A 26,975-nucleotide genomic window follows, 5' to 3' on the forward strand; every position below is an offset into this window, starting at 1 on the left:
GGTCAGACCGCACCGGCGCCGGTCAGCGAGCGGACCTCGGTCTCGGCGTGCCGGGCCTCGTCGGCGGACTCGCGCGAGGTGACCGTCCCCAGCCAGCCCGCGAGGAAGCCGAGCGGGATGGAGACGAGGCCCGGGTTCTGCAGGGGGAAGTACTGGAGGTCGACACCGGGGAAGAGCGAGTCGGGGCTGCCCGAGACCACCGGGGAGAAGACCACCAGCAGGACGGCCGGCACCAGCCCGCCGTAGACGGACCAGACCGCGCCCCGGGTGGTGAACTCCCGCCAGAAGAGCGAGTAGAGCAGCACCGGCAGGTTGGCCGAGGCGGCCACCGCGAAGGCCAGGCCCACCAGGAAGGCGACGTTCAGGTCCTGGGCCAGCAGCCCCAGGCCGATCGCCACCGCCCCGATGCCGACCGCGGCGACCCGGGCCACCGTCACCTCGCTGCGCGGCGCGGCGGCCCGGCCGTGGGCCCGGCGCCGGGTGCGCCGGAGCGAGGCGTAGAGGTCGTGGGCCACGGAGGCCGAGGAGGCCAGGGTGATGCCGGCGACCACGGCCAGGATGGTGGCGAAGGCGACCGAGGCGACGAACGAGAAGAGGATGGTCCCGCCCATCCCGTCGCCGCCGAGGAACTTGGCCAGCAGCGGGACGGCGGTGTTCCCGGAGGCACTTGACCTGCGGACCTCGTCGGGCCCGACCAGGGCCGCCGCGCCGAAGCCGAGGACGATGGTCATCAGGTAGAAGCCGCCGATGAGGCCGATGGCCCACACCACGGACCGGCGGGCGGCCCGCGCGGTCGGCACGGTGTAGAAGCGGGACAGGATGTGCGGCAGCCCGGCGGTGCCGAGCACCAGCGCGAGGCCCAGACTGAGGAAGTCCAGCCGGGCGGTCCAGCCCCCGCCGTACTTCAGCCCCGGTGCGAGGAAGGCCCGCCCGTGGCCGCTGCGTTCGGCGGCGCCGAGCAGCAGCCGGTTGAAGTCGCCGTGGAAGCGGAGCAGCACCAGCACGGTGAGGGCGATGGCCCCGCCCATCAGCAGGACGGCCTTGACGATCTGGATCCAGGTGGTGGCCCGCATCCCGCCGAAGGAGACGTACACGACCATCAGCGCGCCGACCCCGACCACGGTCCAGGCGCGGACCGCACCGCCGGTGCCGCCCAGCAGGAGGGCGACCAGGGAGCCGGCGCCGACCATCTGGGCGACGAGGTAGAGCACCGAGACGGTGACCGAGGAGGTGCCGGCCGCGATCCGCACCGGCCGCTCGCTCATCCGGGCGGCGACCACGTCGGCAAGTGTGAAACGGCCGCAGTTGCGCACCAGTTCGGCGACCAGGAAGAGCACCACGAGCCAGGCGACCAGGAAGCCGACCGAGTAGAGCAGGCCGTCGTAGCCGAACAGCGAGATCAGGCCGGAGATGCCGAGGAAGGAGGCGGCGGACATGTAGTCGCCGGCGATGGCGAAACCGTTCTCCAGGGGGGAGAAGAGCCGGCCGCCGGCGTAGAACTCCTCGGCGGAGCCGTGCCGGTTGCGGCTCACCCAGGTGGTGATGGCGAGGGTGGCGGCGACGAAGAGGCTGAAGAGGACGAGGGCGAGGCTCTGGTCGCTCACCGGGCGTCCCCCGCTTCCGCGGGGCGGCCCTCGCCGCCGGCCGGCCCGGGGGTCCCGCCGGTCGCGGCGGCCCGCTCCTGGCCGCGGGCCTGTTCGAAGACCGTCCAGCGCAGGTCGAGTGCGGCCCGGTCCCGGCGCAGCCGGGCGTGCCGGGCATAGGCCCAGGTCAGCAGGAAGGTGGAGAGGAACTGGCCGAGCCCGGCCAGCAGGGCGACGTTGACCGCGCCGACGACCTGCCGGGCCATCAGCCCCGGCGCGGCGACGGCGGCCACGACGTAGGCCACGTACCAGCCGAAGAAGGCGAGGACGCCGGGGACGACGAAGCGGCGGTAGCGGCTCCGGACCTCCTGGAAGGCCGCACTGCGGTGGACCTCCAGGTAGATGTCGGCCACCGCGGGGCGGCCCTGCGCGGCGGCGGGTCCGGTGGCCGGGGCGGCCTGCCGGACGGGTGCGCCCGGCTCCTCGCCCTCCCCCCAGCCGGAGGCCAGCGCGTCGTACCAGGGATCGTCCAGCCGGATCGTTCCGGCATCGCTCCCGTCGTGCTTCTCCACCGAACTCTCCTTGTCCGCCGCCGCATTGGCCGCGTGCCCACAAGGATGTGCGGAAGGGATGGTTTCCGGACTGGTGTACCGGTGCGCTTCACCCCATCAGGTGATGGGGTGAAGCGCGCTCCGGATACCGGACGGGCCGCCGGGCCGGTCCGGAGCCGGGCGCCTAGGCGTCGATGCGCGAGCGGTCGAGGGTCGCCGCCGAACTGGTGATGAACTCCTTGCGCGGGGCGACCTCATTGCCCATGAGCAGGTCGAAGACCTGCTCGGCGGAGTCGAGGTCGCCGATGTTGATCCGCCGCAGGGTGCGGAAGCGCGGGTCCATGGTGGTCTCCGCGAGCTGGTCGGCGTCCATCTCGCCGAGGCCCTTGTAGCGCTGGATGGCGTCCTTGTAGCGGATGCCCTTGCGCTGATATTCGAGCAGGGTCTGGCGGAGTTCGTTGTCCGAGTAGGTGTAGACGTACTTGTCCTGGCCCTTCTTGGGCTGGACCAGCTCGATGCGGTGCAGCGGCGGCACCGCCGCGAAGACCCGGCCGGCCTCGACCATGGGACGCATGTAGCGCTGGAAGAGGGTCAGCAGCAGGGTCCGGATGTGCGAGCCGTCGACGTCGGCGTCGGTCATCATGATGACCTTGCCGTACCGCGCCGCGTCGATGTCGAAGGTGCGGCCCGAGCCGGCCCCTATGACCTGGATGATCGCGCCGCACTCGGCGTTCTTCAGCATGTCCGAGACGGACGACTTCTGGACGTTGAGGATCTTGCCGCGGATCGGCAGCAGGGCCTGGAACTCGGAGTTGCGGGCGAGCTTGGCGGTGCCGAGCGCGGAGTCGCCCTCGACGATGAAGAGCTCGCTGCGGTCGACGTCGTCGCTGCGGCAGTCGGCCAGCTTGGCTGGGAGCGAGGAGGACTCGAGGGCGGTCTTGCGGCGCTGCGCGTCCTTGTGCTGGCGGGCGGCGATGCGGGTGCGGGCGGCGGCGACGATCTTCTCGAGGACCGCCCGGGCCTGCTGCTTGTCGTCGCGCTTGGTGGAGGTCAGGAAGGCCTTGAGCTCGCGGGCGACCACCGCGGCCACGATGCGGGTGGCGGCGGAGGTGCCCAGCACCTCCTTGGTCTGGCCCTCGAACTGCGGCTCGGCGAGCCGGACCGTGACGACCGCCGTCAGGCCCTCCAGCGCGTCGTCCTTGACCACGTCGTCCTCGGCCACGCGCAGCAGCTTGGCGGCGCGCAGGACCTCGTTGACCGTCTTGGTCACGGAGCGCTCGAAGCCCGAGACGTGGGTGCCGCCCTTGGGCGTGGCGATGATGTTGACGAAGGACTTCAGGTTGGTGTCGTAGCCGGTGCCCCAGCGCAGGGCGATGTCCACGCCGAGCTCGCGGGTGACCTCGGTGGGGGTCATGTGACCGCGGTCGTCGAGGACCGGGACGGTCTCCTTGAAGGTGCCCTGGCCGGTCAGCCGCAGGACGTCGCAGACGGCCTTGTCCTCGGCGAGGTAGTCGCAGAACTCGCTGATGCCGCCGTCGTACCGGAAGACCTCCTCGGTCTTGCCGGCGCCGTCGATGGCCCGCTCGTCCCGGACGACGAGGGTCAGGCCCGGCACGAGGAAGGCGGTCTGGCGGGCGCGCTGGTACAGGGTCTCCAGCGAGAGCCGGGCGTCCTTGAGGAAGATCTGGCGGTCGGCCCAGTACCGGATGCGGGTGCCGGTGCGGCCCTTGGCGACGCGCTTGCCCTTGCGCAGGCCGCTGCCCGGGTCGAAGGGCGCGTCGGGGCCCTGCTCGGTGAAGATGCCGGGGACGCCGCGGCGGAAGCTGATGCTGTGGGTGGTGCCGCGGTCGACCTCGACGTCGAGCCGGGCGGAGAGGGCGTTGACCACGGAGGCGCCGACGCCGTGCAGACCGCCGGAGGCCGCGTAGGAGCCGCCGCCGAACTTGCCGCCGGCGTGCAGCTTGGTCATGACGACCTCGACGCCGGACAGGCCGGTCTTGGGCTCCACGTCGACGGGGATGCCGCGGCCGTTGTCCTTGACCTCGACCGAGCCGTCCTCGTGGAGGATCACCTCGATGTGGTCGCAGTAGCCGCCCAGGGCCTCGTCGACGGAGTTGTCGATGATCTCCCAGAGGCAGTGCATCAGGCCACGGCTGTCGGTCGAGCCGATGTACATGCCCGGACGCTTGCGGACGGCCTCGAGCCCCTCGAGGACGAGCAGGTGCCGCGCGGTGTAGTTGGAGCCGTCCCGGTCTGCTCCGGACAGCAGCGCGCTCGAAGGCACGGACGTGTCGGCGGTCACGCAGTTCGCTCCTCGCTGAATTTCTGGTCTGGCCCGGTCGGGCTCAGGAGTGGCTCGGTAGCCGGTCTGAGGGTACCGAGGCCTGGTAGAGCCCGTGCAACGCCACCCTCGACGCTTCTTCAGCCTAGTGCAGAGTCGCATGGGTGTTCGATAGCTCGATGGAGTGAAGGAAACATCACGTTCCCTTCCAGGCATGAACCATTTAGGGTTCGGGCACGTCCTCATGCACAACCGGCAAGCCAGCCGGGGAGGACTTACCTTGCGACAAGCAGCTACCTGACCACGCGAAACCGTAAAGCAATGCAATACGGCACCTTCGCCGCCAACCGGCAGCAGCCGACCGGCCTCGGGAAGAAGTTCCGAGGGAAAGCCGCGAGCGGGAACGTTTTCGGCCTGGTTGGATGTTGACCCTGGTACGACAGCTCGTCGAGCTAGAGAAGAGGCGACGTGACTACTGTTCTGACCCCCGCGACCCCGCTGACGGCCGCTGACCGATGCGACCGTTGTGGCGCCCAGGCATATCTGCGCGTCGTCCTGATGAGCGGCGGTGAACTGCTCTTCTGCGCCCACCACGGGCGTAAGTTCGAGCCGGAACTCAAGAAGATCGCCGCGGAAATACAGGATGAGACTGAGCGGCTGACGACCGCCCCGGCCAGCGCCGACACCGAGGAACGCTGACACCTCGCATCCCGACGAGCCAGGACCGGTAGCGACCGGTCGACGGGCGGCACCCCTGCGACCCAGGGGTGCCGCCCGTCCTCATGCCCGGGGCCCGGCGGCCCGGCCGGCCACGGCCGCCATCCGCGCCTCGACCGCGCCGATCAGCGGGGCGATCCGGGTGTAGACCCCCGGGCTGTCCGCGCGGCCGCAGCCGCGCCCCCAGGACACCAGTCCGATGAGCCTGCCCTGGGACACCAGCGGACCTCCGCTGTCGCCCTGGCAGGCGTCCCGGCCCCCTTCCCGGTGCCCTGCGCAGACCATGGCCCGGGACAGGAAGCGCCCGGTCGCGTCACCGGGGTACGCCGCCTCGCAGGCCTCGTCCCCGAGCACCGTCACCGGAGCGCCACGGAGCTCGTACGCGTAGTCACCAAAGCCGCTCGTGTCCCCCCAGCCGTACACCGTCGCCTCCGCACCGGGGGCGTAGCCGGGGTGCCCCGGTCCGGCCATCGGCAGCACGTACCGCGCGGGCACCGGCTCGGCGAGCGTGAGCACCGCCAGGTCCCCCGCGTTCGTGTAGGGGTCGTACTCCGGGTTGGTCCAGGCCGCCCGCACCCGGACCTCCTGACCGTCCTCGGCGCGCAGCGCGGTCCGGCCGGCGATCACCCGGAAGTCCCGCACCGACTCGGCCGGGCCGCCCAGCACCTGCCGGGCCAGGCAGTGGGCCGCGGTCAGCACGGTGGTCGGCGCCACCACCACGCCCCCGCAGAACTGTCCCGCCCGCGTACCCCCGAACCGGTCACGGCTGGCGAGCGCCACCACCCAGGGACTGTCGGCGGCGCGCGTCGGCCGGCCGCCGATGACCACGCCGTCCGCGACCGCCGACGAGGCCCCCGCTATGGGTGCCACGGCCGCCCCGGCCAGCAGGGTCAGCACTCCCGCCAGGGAACGGGCGAAGGGATGACGCATGGGGGCCTCCTGACTCAGGGTGTGCACGACTGAACCCAGAGTGGGATGACCCGTGCGGGTGCGCACGGCGAAGGCCCGGCCCCCGTACGGGGAACCGGGCCTTCCACGATCGCCTGCGCCGGCCGGCCGCCGACTAGTCGAGGTAGTCGCGCAGCACCTGGGAGCGGGACGGGTGGCGCAGCTTCGACATGGTCTTGGACTCGATCTGGCGGATCCGCTCACGGGTGACCCCGTAGACCTTGCCGATCTCGTCGAGGGTCTTGGGCTGGCCGTCCGTGAGGCCGAAGCGCATCGAGACGACACCGGCCTCGCGCTCGCTGAGGGTGTCGAGCACCGAGTGCAGCTGCTCCTGGAGGAGCGTGAAGGAGACCGCGTCGGCCGGCACGACCGCCTCGGAGTCCTCGATCAGGTCACCGAACTCGCTGTCGCCGTCCTCGCCGAGCGGGGTGTGCAGGGAGATCGGCTCGCGGCCGTACTTCTGGACCTCGATGACCTTCTCGGGGGTCATGTCGAGTTCCTTGGCCAGCTCCTCCGGGGTGGGCTCGCGGCCCAGGTCCTGGAGCATCTGGCGCTGCACGCGGGCGAGCTTGTTGATGACCTCGACCATGTGGACCGGGATGCGGATGGTGCGGGCCTGGTCGGCCATGGCGCGGGTGATCGCCTGCCGGATCCACCAGGTCGCGTAGGTGGAGAACTTGTAGCCCTTGGTGTAGTCGAACTTCTCCACCGCGCGGATCAGACCCAGGTTGCCCTCCTGGATCAGGTCCAGGAAGAGCATGCCGCGGCCGGTGTAGCGCTTGGCCAGCGAGACCACGAGGCGGAGGTTGGCCTCCAGCAGGTGGTTCTTGGCGCGCCGGCCGTCCTCGGCGATGATCTCCAGCTCGCGCTTGAGCTTGGGGGCCAGCTTGTCGGCGTTGGCGAGCTTGTCCTCGGCGAAGAGACCGGCCTCGATGCGCTTGGCGAGCTCGACCTCCTGCTCCGCGTTGAGGAGGGGGACCTTGCCGATCTGCTTGAGGTAGTCCTTGACCGGGTCGGCGGTGGCGCCGGCGACGGCGACCTGCTGGGCGGGGGCGTCGTCCTCGTCGTCGTCGGAGAGCACGAAGCCCTTGGCCTCGCCGGTCTCCTCCTCCTCGCCCTCGCCGCTCTTGCCGGGGCCCTCCTCGGCCGGCTCGTCCTCGCCGCCCTCGTCGGAGTCCTTCTTCGCGGCGGTCTTCTTCGCGGTCGTCTTCTTCGCGGCGGTCTTCTTGGCCGGAGCGGCCTTCTTCGCGGCGGCCTTCTTGGCCGGGGCGGCCTTCTTGGCGGGCGCGGCGGCCTCGGTCTCCTCGGTGGGCGCGGCGTCCGGGTCCGCCGCCGGCGCGGGCGCCTCGGCCGGGGCCACGGCCTGGGCGGCCGCGGGCTTGGCCGCCACGGTCTTGGTGGCCGTGCGCTTGGCGGGGGCCTTGGCTGCGACGCTCTTACGGGGGGTGCGCTTGGGCGACTCCGCGGCACTGACCATCAGCGTCACACCCTCTTCCTCGAGGATCTGGTTGAGGCTGCGCAGAACATTCTTCCACTGGGTTGGCGGAATCTGGTCAGCCTCGAAGGCCCGACGCACGTCATCGCCGGCGATCTGCCCCTCAGCCTTTCCCCGCTCGATGAGCGCCATCACAGACTCGGACTCGGCAATCTCCGGGGGGAGCGTACGGGATGTGCTGGCCGACACGAACAACCTCTCGGAACGATGGGAACGGCTTCCGGCCCCCGTCCTGGTGCTGGACCGGAGCCGACGACCACCGACTGGAAGGCCGGCGGCGCGGGCACGGACCGGGGAGCTGCACAGCGCCCTGACGGGCTTCTGTATTCCCTCCGTCGGCCTTCACCTCTTAGGTCATCGCGTGACCTCGCAGAGCGTTACGCCCAATCTTCGTGGCCCGAGTCACACCCCGAATGCGACGGAGCCCCTTCGGATCGCGGGACGGGCGCGCCCGGCACGCCGTCTCACGCTGGTGCCGCCGGACCCCCTCGAGGTCCGGCGACACGCGGTCCGGGGCGTCCCGCCGGTGCGGTCGGCGGGCGCCGCACCTGCACCGTCGCGGGCCGGCCCGGCCCGGGACGCCCGCGGGTCAGTGCTCGCGCGGGGCCGGGACGACGCGCTCCACCTCCGGATGCACCGTCAGCAGCTGGCGCATGGCGTTCTCGGCGCCCTGCGAGTCGCCCGAGGCGAGGGCGTCGACGAGCCGGGCGTGGTGGGCGACCCCGGTCTCGCTGGGGCGGTCGCAGGCGGTGGCGGGGCCGCCGGAGACCTGGAGCGCCGAGGAGACGATGCCCGACAGGTGCTCGAGCATGCGGTTGCCGGCGACCTGGATGAGCAGGGCGTGGAACTCGTTGTCGGCGCGGGAGTAGGTGATCGCGTCGCCCTGGCCCAGCGCGTGGCCCATGATCTCGACCATGTCGGACAGGCGCTGCTGGATCTCCTGGCGGCCGTGGCCGGCGGCCAGCCGGGCGGCCAGCGGTTCGATGGTCCAGCGCAGCTCGTTGAGCTCGCGGCGCTGGTCCTCGCGCTGGGGTCCGAAGGCCCGCCACTCGATGATGTCGGGGTCGAGCAGGTTCCAGTCGCTGACCGGGCGGACCCGGGTGCCGACGTTGGGGCGGGCGCTGACGAGGCCCTTGGCCTCCAGGACGCGCAGCGACTCGCGGACGACGGTGCGGGAGACCTCGAACCGCTGGCCGATCTCCTCGGGGACCAGCGGGCGGTCCGCGCCGAGGTCGCCGGAGACGATCATCTGACCCAGCTGCTGGACGAGTTGGCCGTGCAGCCCGCGGCCGCGGCTGCCGGTGGCCCGGCGGCCCACCCGGCTCAACTCGACGTCGGCGCCGTCCCAGTGGGGCGCGCCGACGCGGTCGGCTCCGGGGGCCTCCGCGTAGGGGTAGCGATCGAGTTCGCCCGGGCCGGCGAGGCCGGAGTCGGCATGGCGGGCGGCGGTCATCATGGTGTGCGCAAGGGTACTCACGAATCCTTTGTCGGCGTGGCCCCGGCGACCCTTGAGGTCTTTGGTGAAAAGCACACGAAAGGGTGATCGGCGCCCCCTACGCAATTGACGCCTTATCGTAAAGAACCGTGCCATTTGTGGGGAGTTACGTTCGGTCCTCCGCGAACCGGTCGCGTTGGCTCAACTAACGATCACCAACGCACACGGTTGCGAAGCCCGGTGAACCCGTACGCACACATCAGGATCATCAGGGACAACACCAGTGCCGTGCCGACGGGTTGGGCCATCACCCGGAGGGCCCCCAGCACGATGCGGTCGGCCTCCGGGGGCCACTGGGCCCAGGCCAGGCTGCGGAGCCGGGCCGAGATGCCCGCGGTGGGATGGGCGGAGTGCCCCGCCAGGACCTTGCGCACGAGCGGGACGACCAGCACCGGGACCGCGAGGACGGCCGCCACCCCGGCGGTGGCCGCCCGGAAGACGCCGGAGGCGAGGACCCCCGCCCAGGCGCAGCCGATCAGCAGGCCGGCCCAACTGGCCGCCGGCGACAGCCAGTCGGCCGGCGCGTCGATCAGGTCGGTGTCGTAGACCAGCCGCAGGGCGCCGGCGTCGGCGACCACCGCCAGGCCTCCGATGACCAGGGCCAGCACCCCCGCGACGGCCAGCTTGGCGAGCAGCAGGCCGGCCCGCCGCGGGACGGTGCCGCGGTCGGCGGCGAGCGCGGGATAGCGGTACTCCTCCCCGAAGGCCAGCGCACCGAGCAGGCCGGCCCCCAGCGCGGCCGGCGGCAGCGGCAGGTAGCCGGGCCAGGCCGCCAGCAGCCGGGGCTGCGGCACCGGGCCGCCGCGGGCCAGCAGCAGGGTGAGCAGGGCGGAGAGCACCACCGCCGCGGCGGCCACCACCGGAGTGGTGCCGGTGCCGAAGGTGCGGCGCAGCTCGTAGCGCAGGGGGCGCAGCGGGCCGCCGACCTTGCGGACGGCGGAGGGCCCCCGGGCCGGGACCACGGCGCCCGGGCCGTCGCCGGCCGGGGCGGGCCGGGGCACGGCGGGGGCGCCGCCGTCGCCGGTCTCGTCGGCGAGCTGGTGGACCAGGACGCCGTGCCGGAAGGCGGTCTCGCCGACCTCCGCGCAGCTGCTGCCGTAGACCGACAGCCGGCTGCCGCTCTCCTCGACCACCTCGACCGAGCGCTGGGCGACCCGGGCCTCCCGGCCCAGCAGCGCGGCCAGCCGGGCCGCGTGCGGGGTGCGCACGGCCACCCGGGGGCGCAGCCGGGTCCGGGCGAACTCCGCGGCCTCCTGGTCGGCCACCAGCCGGCCGCCGTCGAGGGTCACCACGCGGTCGGCGTAGCGGGCGGCCTCCTTGGCGTCGGCGGTGGTGAACAGCACCGCCCCGCCCAGGGCGGCGTGTCCGCGCAGCAGGCCGTGCAGCCAGGCCTGGTCGCGCGGGGAGAGTCCGGCGGCGGGCTCGTCGAGCAGCAGGGCGCAGGGGTCGGCGAGCAGGGCGGCGGCGAGCCCGAGCCGGCGGTCCATGCCCAGCGAGAGCGAGCCGAGGCGTTCGTCGCGCAGGCCGGCGATGCCGACCACCTCGAGCATGGCGTCCGCCCGGCTCGCCGGTACCCCGACCGCGGCGCACAGCATCCGCAGCTGGCCGCGGACGGTGCGCGACGGATGGCCGGGCAGGTCGCCGAGGAGGGTGCCCACCTCGCGGGCCGGATGCGGGATCCGGTGCAGCGGTCGGCCGCGGAAGTACGTGACGCCGCGGCCCGGTTCGAGCTCCAGCATGAGCCGGAGGGCCGTGGTCTTGCCCGCGCCGGGCTCGCCGAGCAGGGCGGTCACATGGCCGGGCCGGGCCTCGAAGGTGAGGTCGTCCACGGCGGGCGGGAGGTCCTTGCGGGGGGCACTGGTGATTCCGATGGCCTGGAGCATCGCTTCTCTCGCGGGAGGTGAGACCGCTCTGCGGCAGGGTGGTGACCACAGAAAGATAACGCGATATGTCCGATTTTTAGCGTTGTAAGGCTCGTGTCGGAATCGGAACACCCGGCGGGCGGAGGCCGGTTCCCGGGACCGCTCTCACCCGGGCCCAGCGCCGGGCCCCGCGGTCAGACCTCCGGCCGCAGCATCGGCGGGTTCAGCAGGGTCGCGCCGCCCGCCCGGAACAGCTGGGCGGGCCGGCCGCCCTGACGAGTGGTGGTGCCCCCGGCCGGCACCAGGAAGCCGGGCGTCCCGGTCACCTTGCGGTGGAAGTTGCGCGGATCCAGCGCCACCCCCCACACCGCCTCGTACACCCGGCGGAGCTCGCCGACGGTGAACTCGGGCGGGCAGAAGGCGGTGGCGAGCGAGGAGTACTCGATCTTGGAGCGGGCCCGCTCCACGCCGTCGGCGAGGATCCGGGCGTGGTCGAAGGCGAGCTGCCCCTCCTCCCGGCCGAAGGGGCCCTCGGTCCCGAAGAGTTCGTCGACCGGGGCCCAGCGGGCGCCGTTGGCGTCGCCGCCCGCCCGCGGGGCCGGCAGGTCGGGGGCGAGGACCAGATGGGCCACGCTGACCACCCGCATCCGCGGGTCGCGGCCGGGATCGCCGTAGGTGGCGAGCTGTTCCAGGTGTGCGCCCTTGCCGTTGCCCGGGTCGGCCGGGTCGTGGGCGCACAGGCCGGTCTCCTCGGCCAGCTCCCGGGCCGCGGCGCCCGACAGGTCCTCGTCGCCCCGGACGAAGCCGCCGGGCAGCGCCCAGCGTCCCTGGAACGGCGGCTCACCCCGGCGGACGACCAGCGCGCAGAGCGCGTGGCGCCGCACGGTGAGCACGACCAGGTCGACGGTGACGGCGAAGGGCGGATAGGCCGACGGGTCGTAGGGCGACATGCGGCGATCATAGTCGTCTTCCTGACGATAAACAGTCCTTTCGCGATCTCCGCCACCCCCCGCAGCACGGCCCCGGCCCGCTCAGCCACCCAGTTGCAGCGCATCGGCGGCCTCCTCCACCATGCCCAGGCCCAGCCGGCTGGCGCGGACGGCGAAGGGCTCCCCCGCCACCCGCAGCCCGGCGAGCCGCAGCTCGCCCAGCGGGGCGGTGCCGACCGGGTCCAGGGCGACCGTCCCGGCGGGCGCGTCGGGACGGATGCCGACCACCGCCGTCAGGAGGTGGATCCCGGCCGCCGCGGCCACCGCGGCCGGCCGGCAGGCGGCCGGGTGCGGCAGCGGCGCGCTGCCGGCCGTGCGCTGCGGGGCGGCGTACATCTCGGGGAGGCGGTGGCCGAAGAACTCCGCCGCGTCCAGCAGCCCCCGCAGCAGCCCGGTGGCCTCCTTCTCGAAGCCGGCCGCGAGGAGCCCGCTGACCGCGAGCGCGCTCTCGTGCACCCGGACGGCTCCCGAGTGGTGCCCGAAGGGGTTGTGGCCCGCCTCCTTGGCGCCCAGGCTGCGCAGGCCCCAGCCGGAGTCCATGGCGGGGGCGCCCAGCAGCCGGGCGAGTTGTTCGGTGCGGACCTTGTCGAGCAGCCCGGGCGCCGGCCGGCCGCCGCCGAGCAGACCGGTGTCGAGCAGGTGGGCGCTCGCGCCGGTGAGGTGGGCCAGCGGACGTCCGTCGGGGTGGACGGCCGCCGCGGGGGCGCCGCCGGCCGGTCCCTCGATCCAGAAGGCCTCCCGGAACCGCTCCCGGAGCCGGGCCGCCCAGTCCCGCCACTCCTCGGCCCCGGGGCGGTTGCAGGCGGCCAGCAGGTCGGCCCCGAGGACCGCCGCGCGGTGCGCGTGGGCCTGGGTCTCGACGCGCCGGGGCCCGGGCACCGGGTCGGCGAGCAGGCCGTCCTCCCCGGCCGTCCGGCGCAGCCATCCCAGGGCCCGCTCGGCGGCCGGCAGCAGCCCGGCCAGCTCCTGCTCCGGCAGCCCCCACCGCCGGGCCTCGGCGAGCACGACCGGGAAGGCAAGGGTGGCTTCCGTGCCCGTGCAGCCGGCCGGCAGCCGGTGCCCGGCGGCCCGCAGCGGGCCCGGGATCCGGCCGCCGCCCGACCCCTTGCCGGATTCCTGGGTACGGGCGAGGGTGCGCAGGGTGGCCGCCGCCAGGCCGGTGCCCAGCGGGAGGGCCAGCCGGGCCGCCCACAGCGCCTCGGCCGGGGCGAGCCCGCACCGCCAGGGCACCCCGGCCGCCGCGAACGCGTCGGCCGGCTCGGCGGGGTCCCGCAGCAGCAGGGCGCGCAGGTCGTCCAGGCTGGTGCGGAAGAAGGCCTCGATCCGGGGGTCGTCGCCCTCCGCCCGGGCCGCGGCCAGCGGACCGGCCGGCTGCCCGACGGCGGGCCGCGGGATCCGCTCCTGGGCGGTGCGCAACTCGATCGTGCGGGTCTCGCCCGGCGCGAGGTCCAGCTCCCAGCGGAGCAGTCCCATGGAGGCGAGCGCGTCGTCGGGCGGCGGCTCGGCGGTGGTGACCGTCTGGGCGGCGGGGGTGCTCCAGCGCAGGCCGCCGGCGTGCACCCCGGCGGGCAGGTCCGGTCCGGCCCGGCCGGCGGCGACCGCTCCCAGGTCGGCCAGGTCGGTGCCGAGGGAGATCTCCACGGGCAGCCGCAGCCGGCGCGAGGAGAAGCTGCGCAGGGTGATGCGCTCGGTGCCGTCGGCGTGCCGCACCCGGTCGACGCCGACGTCCGGATCGGGCCCGGGCTCGGCGCCGGTGCGGACGGTGGCGGTGAATCCGGCGCGGTCCGCGCCGAGGCTGCGGCCCTGCACCGCCACCGGGTCCCGGCCGGCCACCCGCAGCAGGCAGCGGGAGAGCAGCCGGCGGCCGGCGCGGTAGATGCCGTCCAGGCCCCGGCCGGTGAGCTGGCCGTGCTCGGGCGAGATGGCCAGGCAGGGAGCGGCGACGCAGATCACCGCGGCGTGCACCGGCGGGAGGTCGGCGGGCCGCCGGACGGGGCCGCCCGGACCCCGGCCCGGCGGACCGGGCGGCGGCAGTGAGGACGGGGGTCTGCGGGCGGGGGGAACGGGGTGTGCCATGCGTCGCCTCGGGTGCGCTGCGGAAGGACGTGCTGGGCGGCGGGGCGGCAGGGCATCCTCCACCACACAACTGAACGCCTCGGCGGGCGGCCGGGTCACGGGCCACCGGCAGCCCTGCTGCCCGGTCATTCCGCGCTCCCCGGGGCCCGCTTGCCGGTCCGCCGCCCGCCCCGGGCCCCGCCGGGCCCGGCCGGCCCGCCGCCCCGGGCCCCGCTCCGGCCACCCGCCGCATCCCTCCCGGGTCCGCCCGCCCCGGCTGGCCCACCCGCCCCCGGCCCGCCCGGCCGCGCCGTGGTACCGCTCCGGAGCCCGCCCCGGCCGGAGGTGGTGGTGCCCCTGGGGCCGCCCCGTCGCGGCGGGACGCCGACGCGGGGCGCCCGCGGCCCCCCGGCACTCCCCGGCGGGCGCCGTCCCGGATCCCGCGGACGCGCCCCGCGTCCCGCCGCCGGGCCGCAGGGCCCCGGAACGCCGCCGGGCGACGCCCCGGCCGCCGGGCCCGCCCCCGGCACCGCGCCGCCCGGGCCCTCTGCGCCACCCGCAGACGCCGAGGCCGCCCGTCCGGTGGACCCGCCGGCCCCCGGCCCGCCCCAGTCCGGCCACGGCTCGCCCTCGTCCGGGTCGTTCACGCCCACCACGGCGGCCAGCGCCTCCGCCCAGGCCTCGGCCGCCGCCTCCTCCGCCGCCGCGGACTCGGCGGAGCCCTCCGCGGGGTGTTCGAGCACGCCCGCCGTCACGGGTACCGCTTCGGCGGCCGGCGGCCGCTCCGGCTCCGGCTCCGCCGCGAGCCCCGGCGGCCGCTTCAGAGGACGCCGGGCCTCGGCCAGCTCCCGGCGGCGGCGCTCCTCCCGCAGGCAGCGCCGCAGGTTCTCCGGGTCGAGGGATTCGTTGCACGCCTGGTGGAGCAGGAGCGCGAAGCGGTAGCCGGGGTCGGCCCGCAGCGCCAGGCCGAAGGCGATCCGGGCGTACGGCTCGTCGCCCAGCGACCAGGTGACCCAGCCCGCCAGCGTGAGCGGGGCCGCGGCGTGCTCCGCGTACTCCCCCGCGCACCGGCGCGAGAGCGCCCGCCACAGTCTCAGGGCGGGGCCCGCCTCGGCCCCCTCCATCCACTCGGCCGCCACGTCCCGGGTCTCGCGGTCCTGCAGTCCGAGGATCAGGGTCGCCGCCTCGGTGTCGCTGAGCAGGGCGTCGTCCCACGCGTCGGAGCTGGGGCCGCCGTCCTCGGGCGTGGCCCGGGCCAGCCGCCGCATCACCCCGCGCGCCAGGGCCAGGGTCTCGCCGGCCACCTGGGCCCGCGAGGTGCCCTCCAGGATCCGCGGCACCAGCGCCGCCGCGGCCCGGTCCAGGGCCAGGACCTGCGCGTCGGCCGCCGGACCGGTGACCGGCGTCAGCGGGGCCTCCAGCGCCTTGAGCGAGCCCCGCACCCGGAGCCCGGCATAGGTGGCCGCCGCGGCCATCACCGAGCTCCCCGGCATGGCCAGGGGCGTGCCCTCGGGCGGGCAGCAGCGGGCGTCGGGGCAGCAGTAGCTGTGGTACCGGCCGCCGGAGAGGCACAGCGCCTCCAGGACCGGCACGTCCAGCGCCCCGCAGGCCACCCGCAACTGCTGGGCGAGCGGCCGGAGCCGGCGCATCACCGGGCCCGGCGGCCCGCCCGCCGGCGGGTCCTGGCAGAGGTAGACGACGATGCCGTCCGGCCGGCCCGAGCGCCGCTCGGAGCACCGCACGAGGGTTTCGGCGAGCTGCCCGGCCAATTCCTCCCATTCCTCGGGTGCGGGTGGGATGCCGACGCGCAGCCGGCCGCCGAAGCGGCCCCCGCTGCCGTGCACCGCGACCATCACGATCGAGTCGTCGGGGTGGTAGCCGAGCATGTAGGGCAGCGCGTCGGCCAGTTCGGCCGGGCTGCGCAGGGTGATCTGCTGGTGGGAACGGGGACCGGGGCTGCCGGACGAGTTCGTCATGCCCCGACGTTCTCGCGAACCCGACGATCTCCGCGACCCCTGTGGATAACTTTGTCCACAGGCCGCGCCGGGCCATTCGCCCTCTGTCGGTGCCATCGGGTTGCATGGGGGGCATGAACCCTGACCTGAGGTCCGCCGCCGACTCCGTCCTCGCCCGCCTCGTCGGTGATCCCACCGGCACCGCCCGGCTGCGCGAGGACCAGTGGCGGGCGATCGAGGCGCTGGTCGCCGAGCGCCGCCGGGCCCTGGTCGTGCAGCGCACGGGATGGGGCAAGTCCGCGGTCTACTTCGTGGCCACCTCCCTCCTGCGCGCGAGCGGCAGCGGGCCCACGGTGATCGTCTCCCCGCTGCTCGCGCTGATGCGCAACCAGGTCGAGGCGGCCGCGCGCGCGGGCATCCACGCGCGCACGATCAACTCCTCGAACCCGGAGGAGTGGGAGACGATCCAGGCCGAGGTCGCGGCCGGCGAGGTGGACGTCCTGCTGGTCAGCCCGGAGCGGTTGAACAACCCGGAGTTCCGGGACCAGGTGCTGCCCAAGCTCGCCGCCGCCACCGGCCTGCTGGTGGTCGACGAGGCGCACTGCATCTCCGACTGGGGCCACGACTTCCGCCCCGACTACCGCCGGCTGCGCACCATGCTCGCCGACCTCCCGCCGGGCGTCCCGGTGCTGGCCACCACCGCCACGGCCAACGCCCGCGTCACCGCCGACGTGGCCGAGCAGCTGGGCACCGGCGCGGGGACGGACGCGCTGGTGCTGCGCGGGCCGCTGGACCGGGAGAGCCTGAGCCTGGGCGTGCTGCGGCTGCCGGACAACGCCCACCGGCTGGCCTGGCTGGCCGACCATCTGGACGAGCTGCCGGGCTCCGGCATCGTCTACACCCTGACGGTGGCGGCGGCCGAGGAGGTGACGGCCTACCTCCGGCACCGCGGCCACCCGGTGGCCTCGTACACCGGCCGCACGGAGAACGCCGACCGCGTCCAGGCCGAGGAGGACCTGCTGGCCAACCGGGTCAAGGCGCTGGTGGCCACCTCCGCCCTCGGCATGGGCTTCGACAAGCCCGACCTGGGCTTCGTGGTCCACCTGGGCTCGCCCTCCTCCCCCATCGCCTACTACCAGCAGGTGGGCCGCGCCGGCCGCGGGGTGGAGCACGCCGAGGTGCTGCTGATGCCGGGCAAGGACGACGAGGCGATCTGGCAGTACTTCGCCTCGGTGGCCTTCCCGCCGGAGGAGCTGGTCCGCCGCACGCTGGACGTGCTGGCCCAGGCGGGCCGGCCGCTGTCGCTGCCCGCCCTGGAGCCGCTGGTCGACCTGCGGCGCACCCGCCTGGAGACCATGCTCAAGGTCCTCGACGTGGACGGCGCGGTGCACCGCGTCAAGGGCGGCTGGACCGCCACCGGCCAGCCCTGGACGTACGACGCGGAGCGGTACGCCTGGGTGGCCCGCCAGCGGGCCGCGGAGCAGCAGGCGATGCGCGACTACGCGGCGGGCACGGGCTGCCGGATGGAGTTCCTGCGCCTCCAGCTGGATGACGAGGAGGCCGCGCCCTGCGGCCGCTGCGACAACTGCGCCGGCGCCCGCTACACCGCGGACGTCTCCGAGGCGGCCCTGGACACGGCGCGCGGGGAGCTCAGCCGCCCCGGCGTCGAGCTGGAGCCGCGCAAGATGTGGCCGACCGGGCTGCCCGCGGTGGGCGTGGAGCTCAAGGGCCGCATCCCGGCGGGCGAACTGGCCGCCACCGGGCGGGCGCTGGGCCGGCTCTCGGACATCGGCTGGGGCAACCGGCTGCGTCCGATGCTGGCCCCGCAGGCACCCGACCAGCCGGTTCCGGACGACGTCGCGCAGGCGGTGGTGAGCGTGCTGGCCGACTGGGCGCGCGGGCCCGGCGGTTGGGCCGCCGGCGGGCCGCAGGCGCCGGCGCGCCCGGCCGGCGTGGTGGCGATGGCATCGAGGACCCGGCCCCAGCTGATCGGTTCGCTCGCCGCGCGGATCTCGGAGATCGGCCGGATGCCCCTGCTGGGCACGGTCGAATACACCGGCGAGGCGCCCGAGTTCGGGCTGCCCTCCTCCAACAGCGCCCAGCGGGTCCGGGCCCTCCAGCAGTCGCTCGTCGTACCGCCGGAGCTGGCGCAGGCGGTCGCCGCGGCCGGCGGTCCGGTCCTCCTGGTCGACGACCGCTCGGAAAGCGGCTGGACGCTGGCAGTGGCCGCCCGGCTGCTCCGCCGGGCCGGTGCGGAAGGGGTATATCCGCTGGTCCTGGCGGTCCAGCAGTAAGGCAATGCGTCAGTAGGGGCGGGACGGGGCAAGGATATGAACGGCATACCAGCCAAATCCGGTCGGTGACGCCAATTGCTCGTTGCCGCGCACAGACGGGCCACGCAAGAATTGGAGCGCTCCCGCAATGGCCCGTCGGCCCTCTCTTTGGGCTGTGCCGCGGTGTGCCAGCACCTACCCGTGCCCGTCCGCGGGCGCCAGCCGAAGGGAGGACCATGACCTTCGGATTCGCTCCGTCCGCCGCCACGCCGATACCCGTCTCCGCGGGCGGCGCCAGTCGTCACGGCCGCGTTCTGGAGCCCGCCGAGTGGGCCGCGGCGGGGATCCCGCTGCTGGGCAATCCCCGCGAGGTGGTCGGCGGCCTGTACGCCCGGCACAGCCCGGCGCCGGCCACCGCCGTGATCGCCGTCCTCGGTCCGGAGGAACGCCTGGTCGCGAGCGCGTCGTTCGTGCAGCGGACCGCCTCCGCGGACGGCTGGGACTACCGCAACGCGCTGCTGTCGGCGCTGCGCCGGGTCATCCCGCACGACCTGCGCCGAAGGACCCCGGTGCGCACCGCCGTCCTGCTCTTCTGCCGCGAGGGCGACGAACGCTGGACGGACGAGGACGGGGCCTGGATGTGGGGGCTGCGCGACGCCTGCACCCTGCACGGCCTGCGCTGCGGCGCGTACATCACCCTCACCCGCGGCGGCTGGCAGGTCCTGGGCGAGGGCCGGGGCGGCCGGCACCCCAGTGCGGGTTCCCGCCCGCTGCGCCTGGAGGAGGCGGTCCCGGACGCCGGCCTGCGCACGCTGCGCACCGGCGGCGGCGCGATCGAGCCGCTGCGCCGTACCGCCGCGCGCTGAGCCGCGCGGCGCCGCCCGGAGCGGGCCCGCCGGCCCCGGAACCGGGCGGTCCCGCCGCTCGCGCGGCGGGACCACAGGGCGTCAGACGCCCGCGCCCAGCACGGCGTCGAACTGCTTCGGGTCCCCGCACACGATCAGCAGGGCGCCGGCCCGGCCGAGCGCCAGCGGCAGCGCGGCGGCAGCGGTCTCCGGCGATCCGCCGTTGGCCGCGAAGACCACGACCGGACGGCCGGCGGCGCGCCCGGCCTGGGCCGCGTCCGCGTAGAAGACGTCGTCCCCGGCGTCGTGCTGCGCCCAGTAGGACGTCTCGCCGAAGGACAGCTCGTGGGCGGCCCACGGGTGTACCTCGCCCGTGGTCAGGACCAGCACGTCGCCCGGCGCGCGGCCGGTGTCGAGCAGCAGGTCCACGGCCTCGTCGGCGGCGTCCAGGGCGCCCTCGGCCGAGGCCGGGATCAGCTGGACCTGCGGCACCTGCGAGGAGACGGAGGGGGTGGTGGCGGGGCCGGCCGGGGCCGGCTGCGGGGTGCGCTGGGCCGGCGGCGCGGGCCGCGGGCCGGGGCGGCCGGGCCGCGGGACGGCGGCGGGACGCGGACCAGGTACGGGGCGGGGGGTCTGCGCGGTACGGCTCGGGGCCGGGGTCATCGCGGGACCCTGGGCACTCTCGTGAATCTGAGGCTCCTCAGGAGGCATGAGTAGATGTCTATCAAACACCGGTACGAGTCATACCGGATGGTGGTACGTGCGTGCGATCAGAAATCGAAGCCGAGTTGGCCTCCGTTTTCCAGTTGGATGGCTTCTTCGGACTTCCGGACCTTCTTCAAGTGCCGCCAGCGGGGCAGCGCGTCGAGGTAGGACCAGGAAAGCCGGTGGTAGGGGGTCGGTCCGCGCTCCTCCAGCGCCGCCCGGTGCACCGGCGAGGGATAGCCGGCGTTGGCGCCGAAGGCGAAGTCCTCGGTACCGGGGCCCAGTTCGGCCATCATGCGGTCGCGCCGGACCTTGGCGATGACCGAGGCGGCGGCCACGGCGATGCAGGACTGGTCGCCCTTGATCACCGTCCGGACCCGCCAGGGCGCGCCGAGGTAGTCGTGCTTGCCGTCGAGGATCACCGCGTCGGGCCGGACCGGCAGCCCGTCGAGGGCGCGGACCGCGGCCAGCCGGAGCGCGGCCGTCATGCCCAGCTCGTCGATCTCCTCGGGGGACGCCTCGCCGAGGGCGTAGGCGGTCACCCAGTCCTCCAGCACCAGCGCGAGCGCGTCGCGGCGCTTGGGGGTGAGGAGTTTGGAGTCGGTCAGGCCTTCGGGTGCCCGGCGCAGTCCCGTGACCGCCGCGCAGACGGTGACCGGACCGGCCCAGGCCCCTCGTCCGACCTCGTCGACCCCGGCGATGATCTTGGCGCCGGTGGTGGCGCGGAGGGAGCGCTCGACGGTGTGGGTGGGTGCTTCGTACGGCATGGCGCCAGCAAGGTTACGCCGCCCGGCACCCCCCGCGACACCCCGGGCGGCCCCCCTCTCACGGAGTGGTCCGCACGGAATCGAGCAGAATCGTTCATTCCGCCGATTCCGCCCAGTCGCCTTCACGTCAGCACACACCGAAGCTCGGATCAGGCGCCCGAAAGACTAAGGAGACCAGGCCGCCAGACCCCAGGGATCATCACACCTGCGAACGGCAAACCCGAGGACCCGTTCGAGGTGGCTCAGACCGCCGTTCCGGGCAGCCAGTCCGGCAATTCCTCGGTCCGTTCCCGCCACAGCGCCGGCACGGCCTGCGCACCCCGCCCGCCGAGCACCCCGCCCACGATCGCGCAGGTGGTGTCCACGTCCCCACCCACGCCCGCGGTGGTCCAGAACGCCCGCTCGAAGTCGCCCAGCGAGCGGGCCGCCGACCACAGTGCGAAGGGCACGGTGTCGTGCGCGCTGGTCCGCCGCCCGCAGCCCAGCACGGCCGCCACGGTCGTCGCGTCGCCGTAGTCGAGCATGTCCCGGGCCCGCCGCAGCCCGGCGCCCACCGCACTGCGCGGCACCAGCGCGATCACCCCGTCCAGCAGCGCCGCCGGGGTCGGCGGACCGGCCGGATCGGCGGCCAGCGCGGCCGCCGCGGCCACCGCCATCGCGCCGACCACGGCCTCGCGGTGCTGGTGGGTGGTGTACGCGGAGATCTCCGCCTGGTGGGTGGCCTGCTCGGGGTCGTCGGCGTACCAGGCGCCCAGCGGCGCGATCCGCATCGCGGCGCCGTTGCCCCAGGAGCCCTGGCCGTTGAAGAGCTGGGCCGCCAGCTCCCGCCAGTCCCCGCCCTCGCGGATCAGCCGCAGCATGCGGTTGACGGCCGGCCCGTACCCCCGGTCGAAGTCGTGGTGGGCGGCGAACGAACCGGCCAGGGCGTCCTGGTCGATCCGTCCGTGGCCGGCCAGCACCGCGAGGACCGAGCAGGCCATCTCGGTGTCGTCGGTCCACTGCCAGGGGCCTTCGGGCAGCTCGCGCCGCTTGAGCAGGGGGTAGTTCGCGGGGACGAAGAACTGGGAGCCCAGTGCGTCACCCACCGCCAGCCCGCGCAGGCTGGCCAGGGCGCGTGCGAAGCGCCGGTCGGGAGAGGAGTCAGGGGTCATCCCGTCCAACTCTAGCCGCCCAGGTCGAAAGACTCCGGTGTGGTCCACCGCTCGAAGGGCCGATCCAGCCGATAGCGCCCGTCCGAGCCCAGGACGAGCGTCCGGAACGAGCCGTTCTCCGGGTTGGACAGGCACTCGAACTCGGCGACCGACCAGTGGAACCAGCGCATGCAGAACAGCCGCATCGTCAGCCCGTGGGTCACCAGCAGGACGTTCGGCGGGTGGTCGGGGGCCTCGAAGCTGCGGTACAGGCTCTCCAGGAAGGCGCCCACCCGGTCGTAGACGTCCGCCCCGGACTCCCCCTGGGCGAACCGGTAGAAGAAGTGCCCGTAGGCGTCCCGGTAGGCCTTCTGCCGCTTGACGTCCTCGCGGTCCTGCCAGTTGCCCCAGTCCTGCTCGCGCAGCCGCGGCTCCTCCCGGGCCCGGACCCGGCGCGGGTCCAGGCGCAGCGCCCGGAAGGTCTCCAGGGTCCGGCGGTACGGCGAGACGTACGCGCTGACGCCCTCCTCCCCGAAGAGGGCGCGCAACTGCTCCCCGGCGGCCTCCGCCTGGGTCAGCCCGGTGGGCGTCAGGCGCAGGGCGTGGTCGGGCTCGCGCTCGTAGACGGTGTCGTCGGCGTTGCCCTCCGACTCACCGTGCCGGAGCAGGACGATGCGGTGCGGTCGTACCATTCCACGACCCTAGAACGGCGGGCGGCCGTTTGAGCGGCGCCACGGGCGCGCGTCTCAGACCGTCCAGGCCGGTTCCAGGTCGACGACGTCCCCGGTCAGCCCCTGGAGGTCGGCCTCGAGCTGGGCGCGCAGCGAAAGGCGCTCCACGCGCTCCTCGCGGTACTTCCCGTGCTCGGCGGCCGACCGCCACATGGAGAGGATCAGGAACTCCCGCCCCGGCGCCTCGCCGAAGACTCCGCGCAGCATGCCCGGGGAGCCCGCCATGGCCGGGTTCCACACCTTCTCCTGCATCAGGGAGAAGTGTTCGAGGCGGCCCTCGCGCACCTTGCAGTGGGCGACCCGCAGCACGTCGGCGTCGGTGAAGCGCGGCTCGAAGCCGGTCTTCACGTCGAAGCGGTGGTCGAAGAGCGTGACCTTGGAGTGCTTGTACGTGCCGTGCTGGGCGGCCGCGAGCCGGTCGTGGGAGCGGGCCATGAAGGAGTCGTAGAACGACCGGCTCTCCCAGAACGCGAAGACGTGCGCGACCCCCGGACGGCTGCGGCTCCACCCCCCGCCCTGCCCCCGGAAGCCCGGTTCACCCGGCAGTCCCGCCCACTTCCGCTGCCCGCGCTCGAACCCCCGGCGGTCCACCACCGTGCAGCGAATCCACTTGACCAGCACCGCGCCATGGTACGGGGATCAACGGTCCGCCGTTCGGTCTCCGGCACAGTACGTCGCCACGAGTTTCGCGGCGCCCGCCCCGGGCAGCTCGATCCCGAACTCCTCTGCGAGCAGCCCGATCACCTCGTCGCCCGCGACGGTGCGCCGCTCGGTCCCGCCGTCCGGCCGCAGCCGCGTCAGTTGGTCCCGCACCAAGGCGGACCGGACCTCCGCGTCGGCCCGCTGGGCGACGACCTGGCCCACGAAGTGCGAGCGCGGGTGGCTGCCGCTCCAGTGGTTCATCACGAGGAAGTCGACCGGGTACACGGGCTGGGGCGCGAAGGCGTACAGGTCCCGCCAGCCGTCCTCGCGGCGCATCCGCAGGACGCGCAGGCCGTCGGCCTCCCGGCCGACCGCGTAGGTCCAGGGGCCCTGCCGGACCTCCCCCTCGGCGGCCAGGTCGATCGGCTCCAGCGGCGTCTGGTGGCCGAAGCCCGCGTCGGCCAGCCACTCCCGGCCGTCCGCGGCCACGACCAGGACGGCGTGCGTGACGGGGGTGAGGGCGTCGCCCCGGGTGCGGTTGCGCGCCCCGCGCGCCCCCACCGCGAAGCCGATCCGCTCCAGCGCGGCGGCCAGCAGGGTGCTGTGCTCGTAGCAGTAGCCGCCCCGGCGGGACCGGACCAGCTTGTCCTCGACGCTCTTGATGTCCAGCTCGATCTGCTGCCCGAGCGCGACGTCCAGGTTCTCGAAGGGGATGGCCCGCACGTGGGCCCGGTGCACCTCCCGCAACGTCCGGGCGTCCGGCCTCGGTTGCCCGGCGTACCCGATCCGCTCGAGGTAGGCCCCGAGATCCAGCTCCGCCCCGCTCCACATGACAACCCCCGTCGGTCCGCGCGAGTGCCCATCATCACCCACGCCCCGCCGGGTACGCCGAAGGGGACCGGCCGGTGGCCGGTCCCCTTCGGGTGCGGGTGCGGGCTAGGCCCGCGGCATCAGCTGCAGCCGCTGGTGGAGCCGCAGCCCTCGCAGATGTAGCAGGAGCCGGCGCGCTGCATCTTCGTGCCGCAGGAGAAGCACAGCGGGGCGTCGGCGCTGACGCCGAGCTGCATCTCGACCAGCTCCGCGTTGGTGTGCGCCTCGGTCACCGGCTTGGGGGCCGGGACGGCCGCCAGCGGGGCGGACTGGGCCAGCGCCTCGGTGTCGATCTCCTCCTCGAGCGGCTCGTACGAGCCGGTGTCGAGGTGGCGCTGACGCTCCTCGGCGGAGTGGATGCCGAGGGCCGAGCGGGTCTCGAAGGGCAGGAAGTCGAGCGCCACGCGGCGGAAGATGTAGTCGACGATCGACTGCGCCATCCGCACGTCCGGGTCGTCCGTCATACCGGCCGGCTCGAAGCGCATGTTGGTGAACTTCGAGACGTAGGTCTCCAGCGGCACGCCGTACTGGAGGCCGACCGAGACGGCGATGGAGAAGGCGTCCATCATGCCCGCGAGGGTCGAGCCCTGCTTGGACATCTTGAGGAAGACCTCGCCGAGGCCGTCGTCCGGGTAGGAGTTGGCCGTCATGTAGCCCTCGGCGCCACCGACCGTGAAGGAGGTGGTGATGCCCGGGCGGCCCTTGGGCAGGCGCTTGCGGACCGGACGGTACTCGACGATCTTCTCGACCGCCGCGCGGACCGTCTCCTCGGCCTTGGCGGTGATCTCGGCCTTCTCGTCGTCCTTCTTCTTGGCCGAGAGGGGCTGGCCGACCTTGCAGTTGTCGCGGTAGATCGCGAGGGCCTTGACGCCGAGCTTCCAGGCCTCGAAGTAGATCTCCTCGACCTCCTCGACGGTCGCCGTCTCCGGCATGTTGACCGTCTTGGAGATGGCGCCCGAGATCCAGGGCTGGATCGCGGCCATCATGCGGACGTGGCCCATCGGGGAGATGGAGCGCTCGCCCATCGCGCAGTCGAAGACCTCGTAGTGCTCGGTCTTCAGGCCGGGGGCGTCGACCACGTTGCCGTGCTCGCCGATGTGGGCGACGATCGCCTCGATCTGCTCCTCCTGGTAACCCAGGCGGCGCAGGGCCTGCGGGACGGTGCCGTTGACGATCTGCATCGAGCCGCCGCCGACGAGCTTCTTGAACTTGACCAGGGCCAGGTCCGGCTCGACACCGGTGGTGTCGCAGGACATCGCGAGACCGATGGTGCCGGTCGGCGCGAGGACGGACGCCTGGGCGTTGCGGAAGCCGTTCTTGGCGCCGATCCGCAGGACGTCCTGCCAGGCCTCGGTGGCCGCGGCCCAGACCGGGGTGTCCAGGTCGTCGGTGCGCGGGGCGACGGCGTTGGCGTCGGCGTGCTGCTTCATGACGCGCTGGTGCGGCTCGGCGTTGCGGGCGTAGCCGTCGTACGGGCCGACGACGCCGGCCAGCTCGGCGGAGCGCTTGTAGGCGGTGCCGGTCATCAGCGAGGTGATGGAGGCGGCGAGGGTGCGGCCGCCGTCCGAGTCGTACGCGTGGCCGGTGGCCATCAGCAGGGCGCCGAGGTTGGCGTAGCCGATGCCCAGCTGGCGGAAGGCGCGGGTGTTCTCGCCGATCTTCTGGGTCGGGAAGTCCGCGAAGCAGATCGAGATGTCCATCGCGGTGATGACCAGCTCGACGACCTGGGCGAAGCGCTCGACCTCGAAGGACTGGTTGCCCTTGCCGTCGTCCTTGAGGAACTTCATGAGGTTCAGCGAGGCGAGGTTGCAGGACGTGTTGTCCAGGTGCATGTACTCGCTGCACGGGTTCGACGCGGTGATGCGGCCGGACTCGGGGCAGGTGTGCCACTGGTTGATGACGCCGTCGTACTGGATGCCCGGGTCGGCACAGGCCCACGCGGCCGCGGCCAGCTTGCGGAACAGCGCCTTGGCGTCGACCTTCTCGATGACCTCGCCGGTCATGCGGGCGCGCAGGGCGAACTCGGTGCCGTTCTCCACGGCGGTCATGAACTCGTCGTTCACGCGGACCGAGTTGTTGGCGTTCTGGTACTGGACGGACGTGATGTCGTCGCCGCCCAGGTCCATGTCGAAGCCCGCGTCGCGCAGGGCGCGGATCTTCTCCTCCTCCTTCACCTTGGTGTCGATGAAGTCCTCGACGTCCGGGTGGTCCACGTCCAGGACGACCATCTTGGCGGCGCGGCGGGTGGCGCCGCCCGACTTGATGGTGCCGGCGGACGCGTCGGCGCCGCGCATGAAGGAGACCGGGCCGGAGGCGTTGCCGCCGGAGGAGAGGAGCTCCTTGGAGGAGCGGATGCGGGAGAGGTTCAGGCCGGCGCCGGAGCCGCCCTTGAAGATCATGCCCTCTTCCTTGTACCAGTCGAGGATCGACTCCATGGAGTCGTCGACGGCCAGGATGAAGCAGGCGGAGACCTGCTGCGGCTGGGGCGTGCCGACGTTGAACCACACCGGCGAGTTGAAGCTGAAGATCTGGTGCAGCAGGGCGTAGGTGAGCTCGTGCTCGAAGATCTCGGTGTCCGCGGGCGACGCGAAGTAGCCGTGCTCCTCGCCGGCCTTCGTGTACGTCTTCACGATGCGGTCGATGAGCTGCTTCAGGCCGGTCTCGCGCTGCGGGGTGCCGACGGCGCCGCGGAAGTACTTGCTGGTGACGATGTTGACCGCGTTCACCGACCAGAAGTCGGGGAACTCGACGCCGCGCTGCTCGAAGTTGATCGAGCCGTCGCGCCAGTTGGTCATGACGACGTCACGGCGCTCCCAGGACACCTCGTCGTACGGGTGCACGCCCGGCGTGGTGTGGATCCGCTCGATGCGCAGGCCCTGGCCCTTGCCGGCCGGCTTGGCGCCCTTCGTGCGGGAACCACGTGCCGGACCGCTCGCCGTCTCTGTCATGCCGCTGCCTCCCATATACGGGCGAAACGCCCTAAAGTGCCCGCGAAATTCCGTGGCACGGTTGTGTCTGATGTAGCTGGTCGCCCGCGGCGGACCGCGCCGCGGACAGGTCTGTGTTGTTCTCTTCACCAGG

20 protein-coding genes are annotated in these 26,975 nt (G+C 73.7%); 3 read left to right on the forward strand and 17 right to left on the reverse strand.

The genetic code is table 11. The features are described 5' to 3' along the window. Positions 1–2: 2 nt before the first annotated feature. From AB0O40_RS18910 to AB0O40_RS18920, 3 genes are all read right to left on the reverse strand, one after another. Positions 3–1,604, reverse strand: coding sequence for a cation acetate symporter (locus tag AB0O40_RS18910; RefSeq protein ID WP_365042485.1), 1,602 nt, complete (start codon positions 1,602–1,604; stop codon positions 3–5). Continuing rightward, positions 1,601–2,155, reverse strand: coding sequence for a DUF485 domain-containing protein (locus AB0O40_RS18915; RefSeq protein WP_365042488.1), 555 nt, complete (start codon positions 2,153–2,155; stop codon positions 1,601–1,603). Before AB0O40_RS18915 ends, AB0O40_RS18910 begins: the two co-directional genes overlap by 4 nt. A gap of 163 nt (positions 2,156–2,318) precedes the next feature. Beyond that, positions 2,319–4,436: a DNA topoisomerase IV subunit B gene (locus AB0O40_RS18920; protein WP_365042491.1), complete on the reverse strand. Its 2,118-nt coding sequence runs from the start codon at positions 4,434–4,436 to the stop codon at positions 2,319–2,321. A gap of 447 nt (positions 4,437–4,883) precedes the next feature. On the opposite strand from AB0O40_RS18920, the gene AB0O40_RS18925 reads away from it, so the two are divergent. After that, positions 4,884–5,114 (forward strand): hypothetical protein, encoded by a 231-nt coding sequence (locus tag AB0O40_RS18925; protein WP_150206969.1) that lies wholly within the window; start codon positions 4,884–4,886, stop codon positions 5,112–5,114. 81 nt (positions 5,115–5,195) lie between these two features. Here AB0O40_RS18925 and AB0O40_RS18930 read toward each other — a convergent pair whose 3' ends face one another. The 7 genes from AB0O40_RS18930 to AB0O40_RS18960 form a co-directional block, all read right to left on the reverse strand. Further along, on the reverse strand, positions 5,196–6,062 hold the full coding sequence (locus AB0O40_RS18930) for a serine protease (RefSeq protein ID WP_365042494.1): 867 nt from the start codon (positions 6,060–6,062) through the stop codon (positions 5,196–5,198). Between the two features lie 133 nt (positions 6,063–6,195). Next, a complete protein-coding gene (locus tag AB0O40_RS18935; protein WP_365042497.1) occupies positions 6,196–7,764 on the reverse strand; it encodes an RNA polymerase sigma factor in 1,569 nt (522 codons plus the stop codon). 400 nt (positions 7,765–8,164) lie between these two features. Next, positions 8,165–9,106: a FadR/GntR family transcriptional regulator gene (locus AB0O40_RS18940; RefSeq protein WP_365042500.1), complete on the reverse strand. Its 942-nt coding sequence runs from the start codon at positions 9,104–9,106 to the stop codon at positions 8,165–8,167. Between the two features lie 116 nt (positions 9,107–9,222). After that, on the reverse strand, positions 9,223–10,953 hold the full coding sequence (locus tag AB0O40_RS18945; protein WP_365042503.1) for an ATP-binding cassette domain-containing protein: 1,731 nt from the start codon (positions 10,951–10,953) through the stop codon (positions 9,223–9,225). 173 nt (positions 10,954–11,126) lie between these two features. Continuing rightward, positions 11,127–11,882, reverse strand: coding sequence for an NUDIX domain-containing protein (locus AB0O40_RS18950; RefSeq protein ID WP_365042504.1), 756 nt, complete (start codon positions 11,880–11,882; stop codon positions 11,127–11,129). Positions 11,883–11,963: 81 nt separating this feature from the next. Beyond that, positions 11,964–13,997 carry a glycogen debranching N-terminal domain-containing protein gene (locus AB0O40_RS18955; protein WP_365042507.1) on the reverse strand — a complete coding sequence of 678 codons (2,034 nt, stop codon included), beginning with the start codon at positions 13,995–13,997 and terminating at the stop codon, positions 11,964–11,966. 125 nt (positions 13,998–14,122) lie between these two features. Then, a complete protein-coding gene (locus AB0O40_RS18960; RefSeq protein ID WP_365042510.1) occupies positions 14,123–15,952 on the reverse strand; it encodes a DUF4192 domain-containing protein in 1,830 nt (609 codons plus the stop codon). A 113-nt stretch (positions 15,953–16,065) separates the two neighbouring features. Between AB0O40_RS18960 and AB0O40_RS18965 the strand changes: the two genes are divergently transcribed. Together AB0O40_RS18965 and AB0O40_RS18970 are read left to right on the forward strand one after the other, a co-directional pair. Then, entirely contained in the window at positions 16,066–18,225 is a 2,160-nt protein-coding gene (locus tag AB0O40_RS18965; protein WP_365042513.1) for a RecQ family ATP-dependent DNA helicase, read from the forward strand. A gap of 215 nt (positions 18,226–18,440) precedes the next feature. Continuing rightward, entirely contained in the window at positions 18,441–19,070 is a 630-nt protein-coding gene (locus AB0O40_RS18970) for a hypothetical protein (protein WP_365042516.1), read from the forward strand. Between the two features lie 81 nt (positions 19,071–19,151). On the opposite strand, the gene AB0O40_RS18975 is transcribed toward AB0O40_RS18970, so the two are convergent. From AB0O40_RS18975 to AB0O40_RS19005, 7 genes are all read right to left on the reverse strand, one after another. Next, the gene (locus AB0O40_RS18975; protein ID WP_365042518.1) at positions 19,152–19,760 is read right to left on the reverse strand and encodes a hypothetical protein; all 609 of its coding nucleotides are present in this window, start codon (positions 19,758–19,760) and stop codon (positions 19,152–19,154) included. A gap of 59 nt (positions 19,761–19,819) precedes the next feature. Next, entirely contained in the window at positions 19,820–20,521 is a 702-nt protein-coding gene (locus AB0O40_RS18980) for a ribonuclease HII (RefSeq protein ID WP_365042521.1), read from the reverse strand. A 242-nt stretch (positions 20,522–20,763) separates the two neighbouring features. Beyond that, positions 20,764–21,672 (reverse strand): ADP-ribosylglycohydrolase family protein, encoded by a 909-nt coding sequence (locus tag AB0O40_RS18985; protein ID WP_365042524.1) that lies wholly within the window; start codon positions 21,670–21,672, stop codon positions 20,764–20,766. An 11-nt stretch (positions 21,673–21,683) separates the two neighbouring features. After that, complete coding sequence (locus AB0O40_RS18990) at positions 21,684–22,343, reverse strand: histidine phosphatase family protein (RefSeq protein WP_365042526.1); 660 nt, start codon at positions 22,341–22,343, stop codon at positions 21,684–21,686. A 54-nt stretch (positions 22,344–22,397) separates the two neighbouring features. After that, entirely contained in the window at positions 22,398–23,003 is a 606-nt protein-coding gene (locus AB0O40_RS18995) for a YdbC family protein (RefSeq protein ID WP_365042528.1), read from the reverse strand. 18 nt (positions 23,004–23,021) lie between these two features. Continuing rightward, positions 23,022–23,855, reverse strand: coding sequence for an arylamine N-acetyltransferase (locus AB0O40_RS19000; RefSeq protein WP_365042531.1), 834 nt, complete (start codon positions 23,853–23,855; stop codon positions 23,022–23,024). A 119-nt stretch (positions 23,856–23,974) separates the two neighbouring features. Continuing rightward, a complete protein-coding gene (locus AB0O40_RS19005) occupies positions 23,975–26,842 on the reverse strand; it encodes a vitamin B12-dependent ribonucleotide reductase (RefSeq protein ID WP_365042534.1) in 2,868 nt (955 codons plus the stop codon). Positions 26,843–26,975: the final 133 nt, after the last annotated feature.

Origin of the sequence: Streptomyces sp. NPDC089919 (assembly GCF_040684615.1) — a bacterium.
Lineage (GTDB): Bacteria > Actinomycetota > Actinomycetes > Streptomycetales > Streptomycetaceae > Streptomyces.

Excerpts from the sequence above, each read along its gene's own strand:
- AB0O40_RS18930 (WP_365042494.1), bottom strand. The coding sequence starts at position 6,062 with ATGCGTCATCCCTTCGCCCGTTCCCTGGCGGGAGTGCTGACCCTGCTG.
- AB0O40_RS18945 (WP_365042503.1), bottom strand. The coding sequence starts at position 10,953 with ATGCTCCAGGCCATCGGAATCACCAGTGCCCCCCGCAAGGACCTCCCG.
- AB0O40_RS18950 (WP_365042504.1), bottom strand. The coding sequence starts at position 11,882 with ATGTCGCCCTACGACCCGTCGGCCTATCCGCCCTTCGCCGTCACCGTC.
- AB0O40_RS18955 (WP_365042507.1), bottom strand. The coding sequence starts at position 13,997 with ATGGCACACCCCGTTCCCCCCGCCCGCAGACCCCCGTCCTCACTGCCG.
- AB0O40_RS18960 (WP_365042510.1), bottom strand. The coding sequence starts at position 15,952 with ATGACGAACTCGTCCGGCAGCCCCGGTCCCCGTTCCCACCAGCAGATC.
- AB0O40_RS18965 (WP_365042513.1), top strand. The coding sequence starts at position 16,066 with ATGAACCCTGACCTGAGGTCCGCCGCCGACTCCGTCCTCGCCCGCCTC.
- AB0O40_RS18970 (WP_365042516.1), top strand. The coding sequence starts at position 18,441 with ATGACCTTCGGATTCGCTCCGTCCGCCGCCACGCCGATACCCGTCTCC.
- AB0O40_RS18975 (WP_365042518.1), bottom strand. The coding sequence starts at position 19,760 with ATGCCTCCTGAGGAGCCTCAGATTCACGAGAGTGCCCAGGGTCCCGCG.
- AB0O40_RS18980 (WP_365042521.1), bottom strand. The coding sequence starts at position 20,521 with ATGCCGTACGAAGCACCCACCCACACCGTCGAGCGCTCCCTCCGCGCC.
- AB0O40_RS18985 (WP_365042524.1), bottom strand. The coding sequence starts at position 21,672 with ATGACCCCTGACTCCTCTCCCGACCGGCGCTTCGCACGCGCCCTGGCC.
- AB0O40_RS18990 (WP_365042526.1), bottom strand. The coding sequence starts at position 22,343 with ATGGTACGACCGCACCGCATCGTCCTGCTCCGGCACGGTGAGTCGGAG.
- AB0O40_RS19000 (WP_365042531.1), bottom strand. The coding sequence starts at position 23,855 with ATGTGGAGCGGGGCGGAGCTGGATCTCGGGGCCTACCTCGAGCGGATC.
- AB0O40_RS19005 (WP_365042534.1), bottom strand. The coding sequence starts at position 26,842 with ATGACAGAGACGGCGAGCGGTCCGGCACGTGGTTCCCGCACGAAGGGC.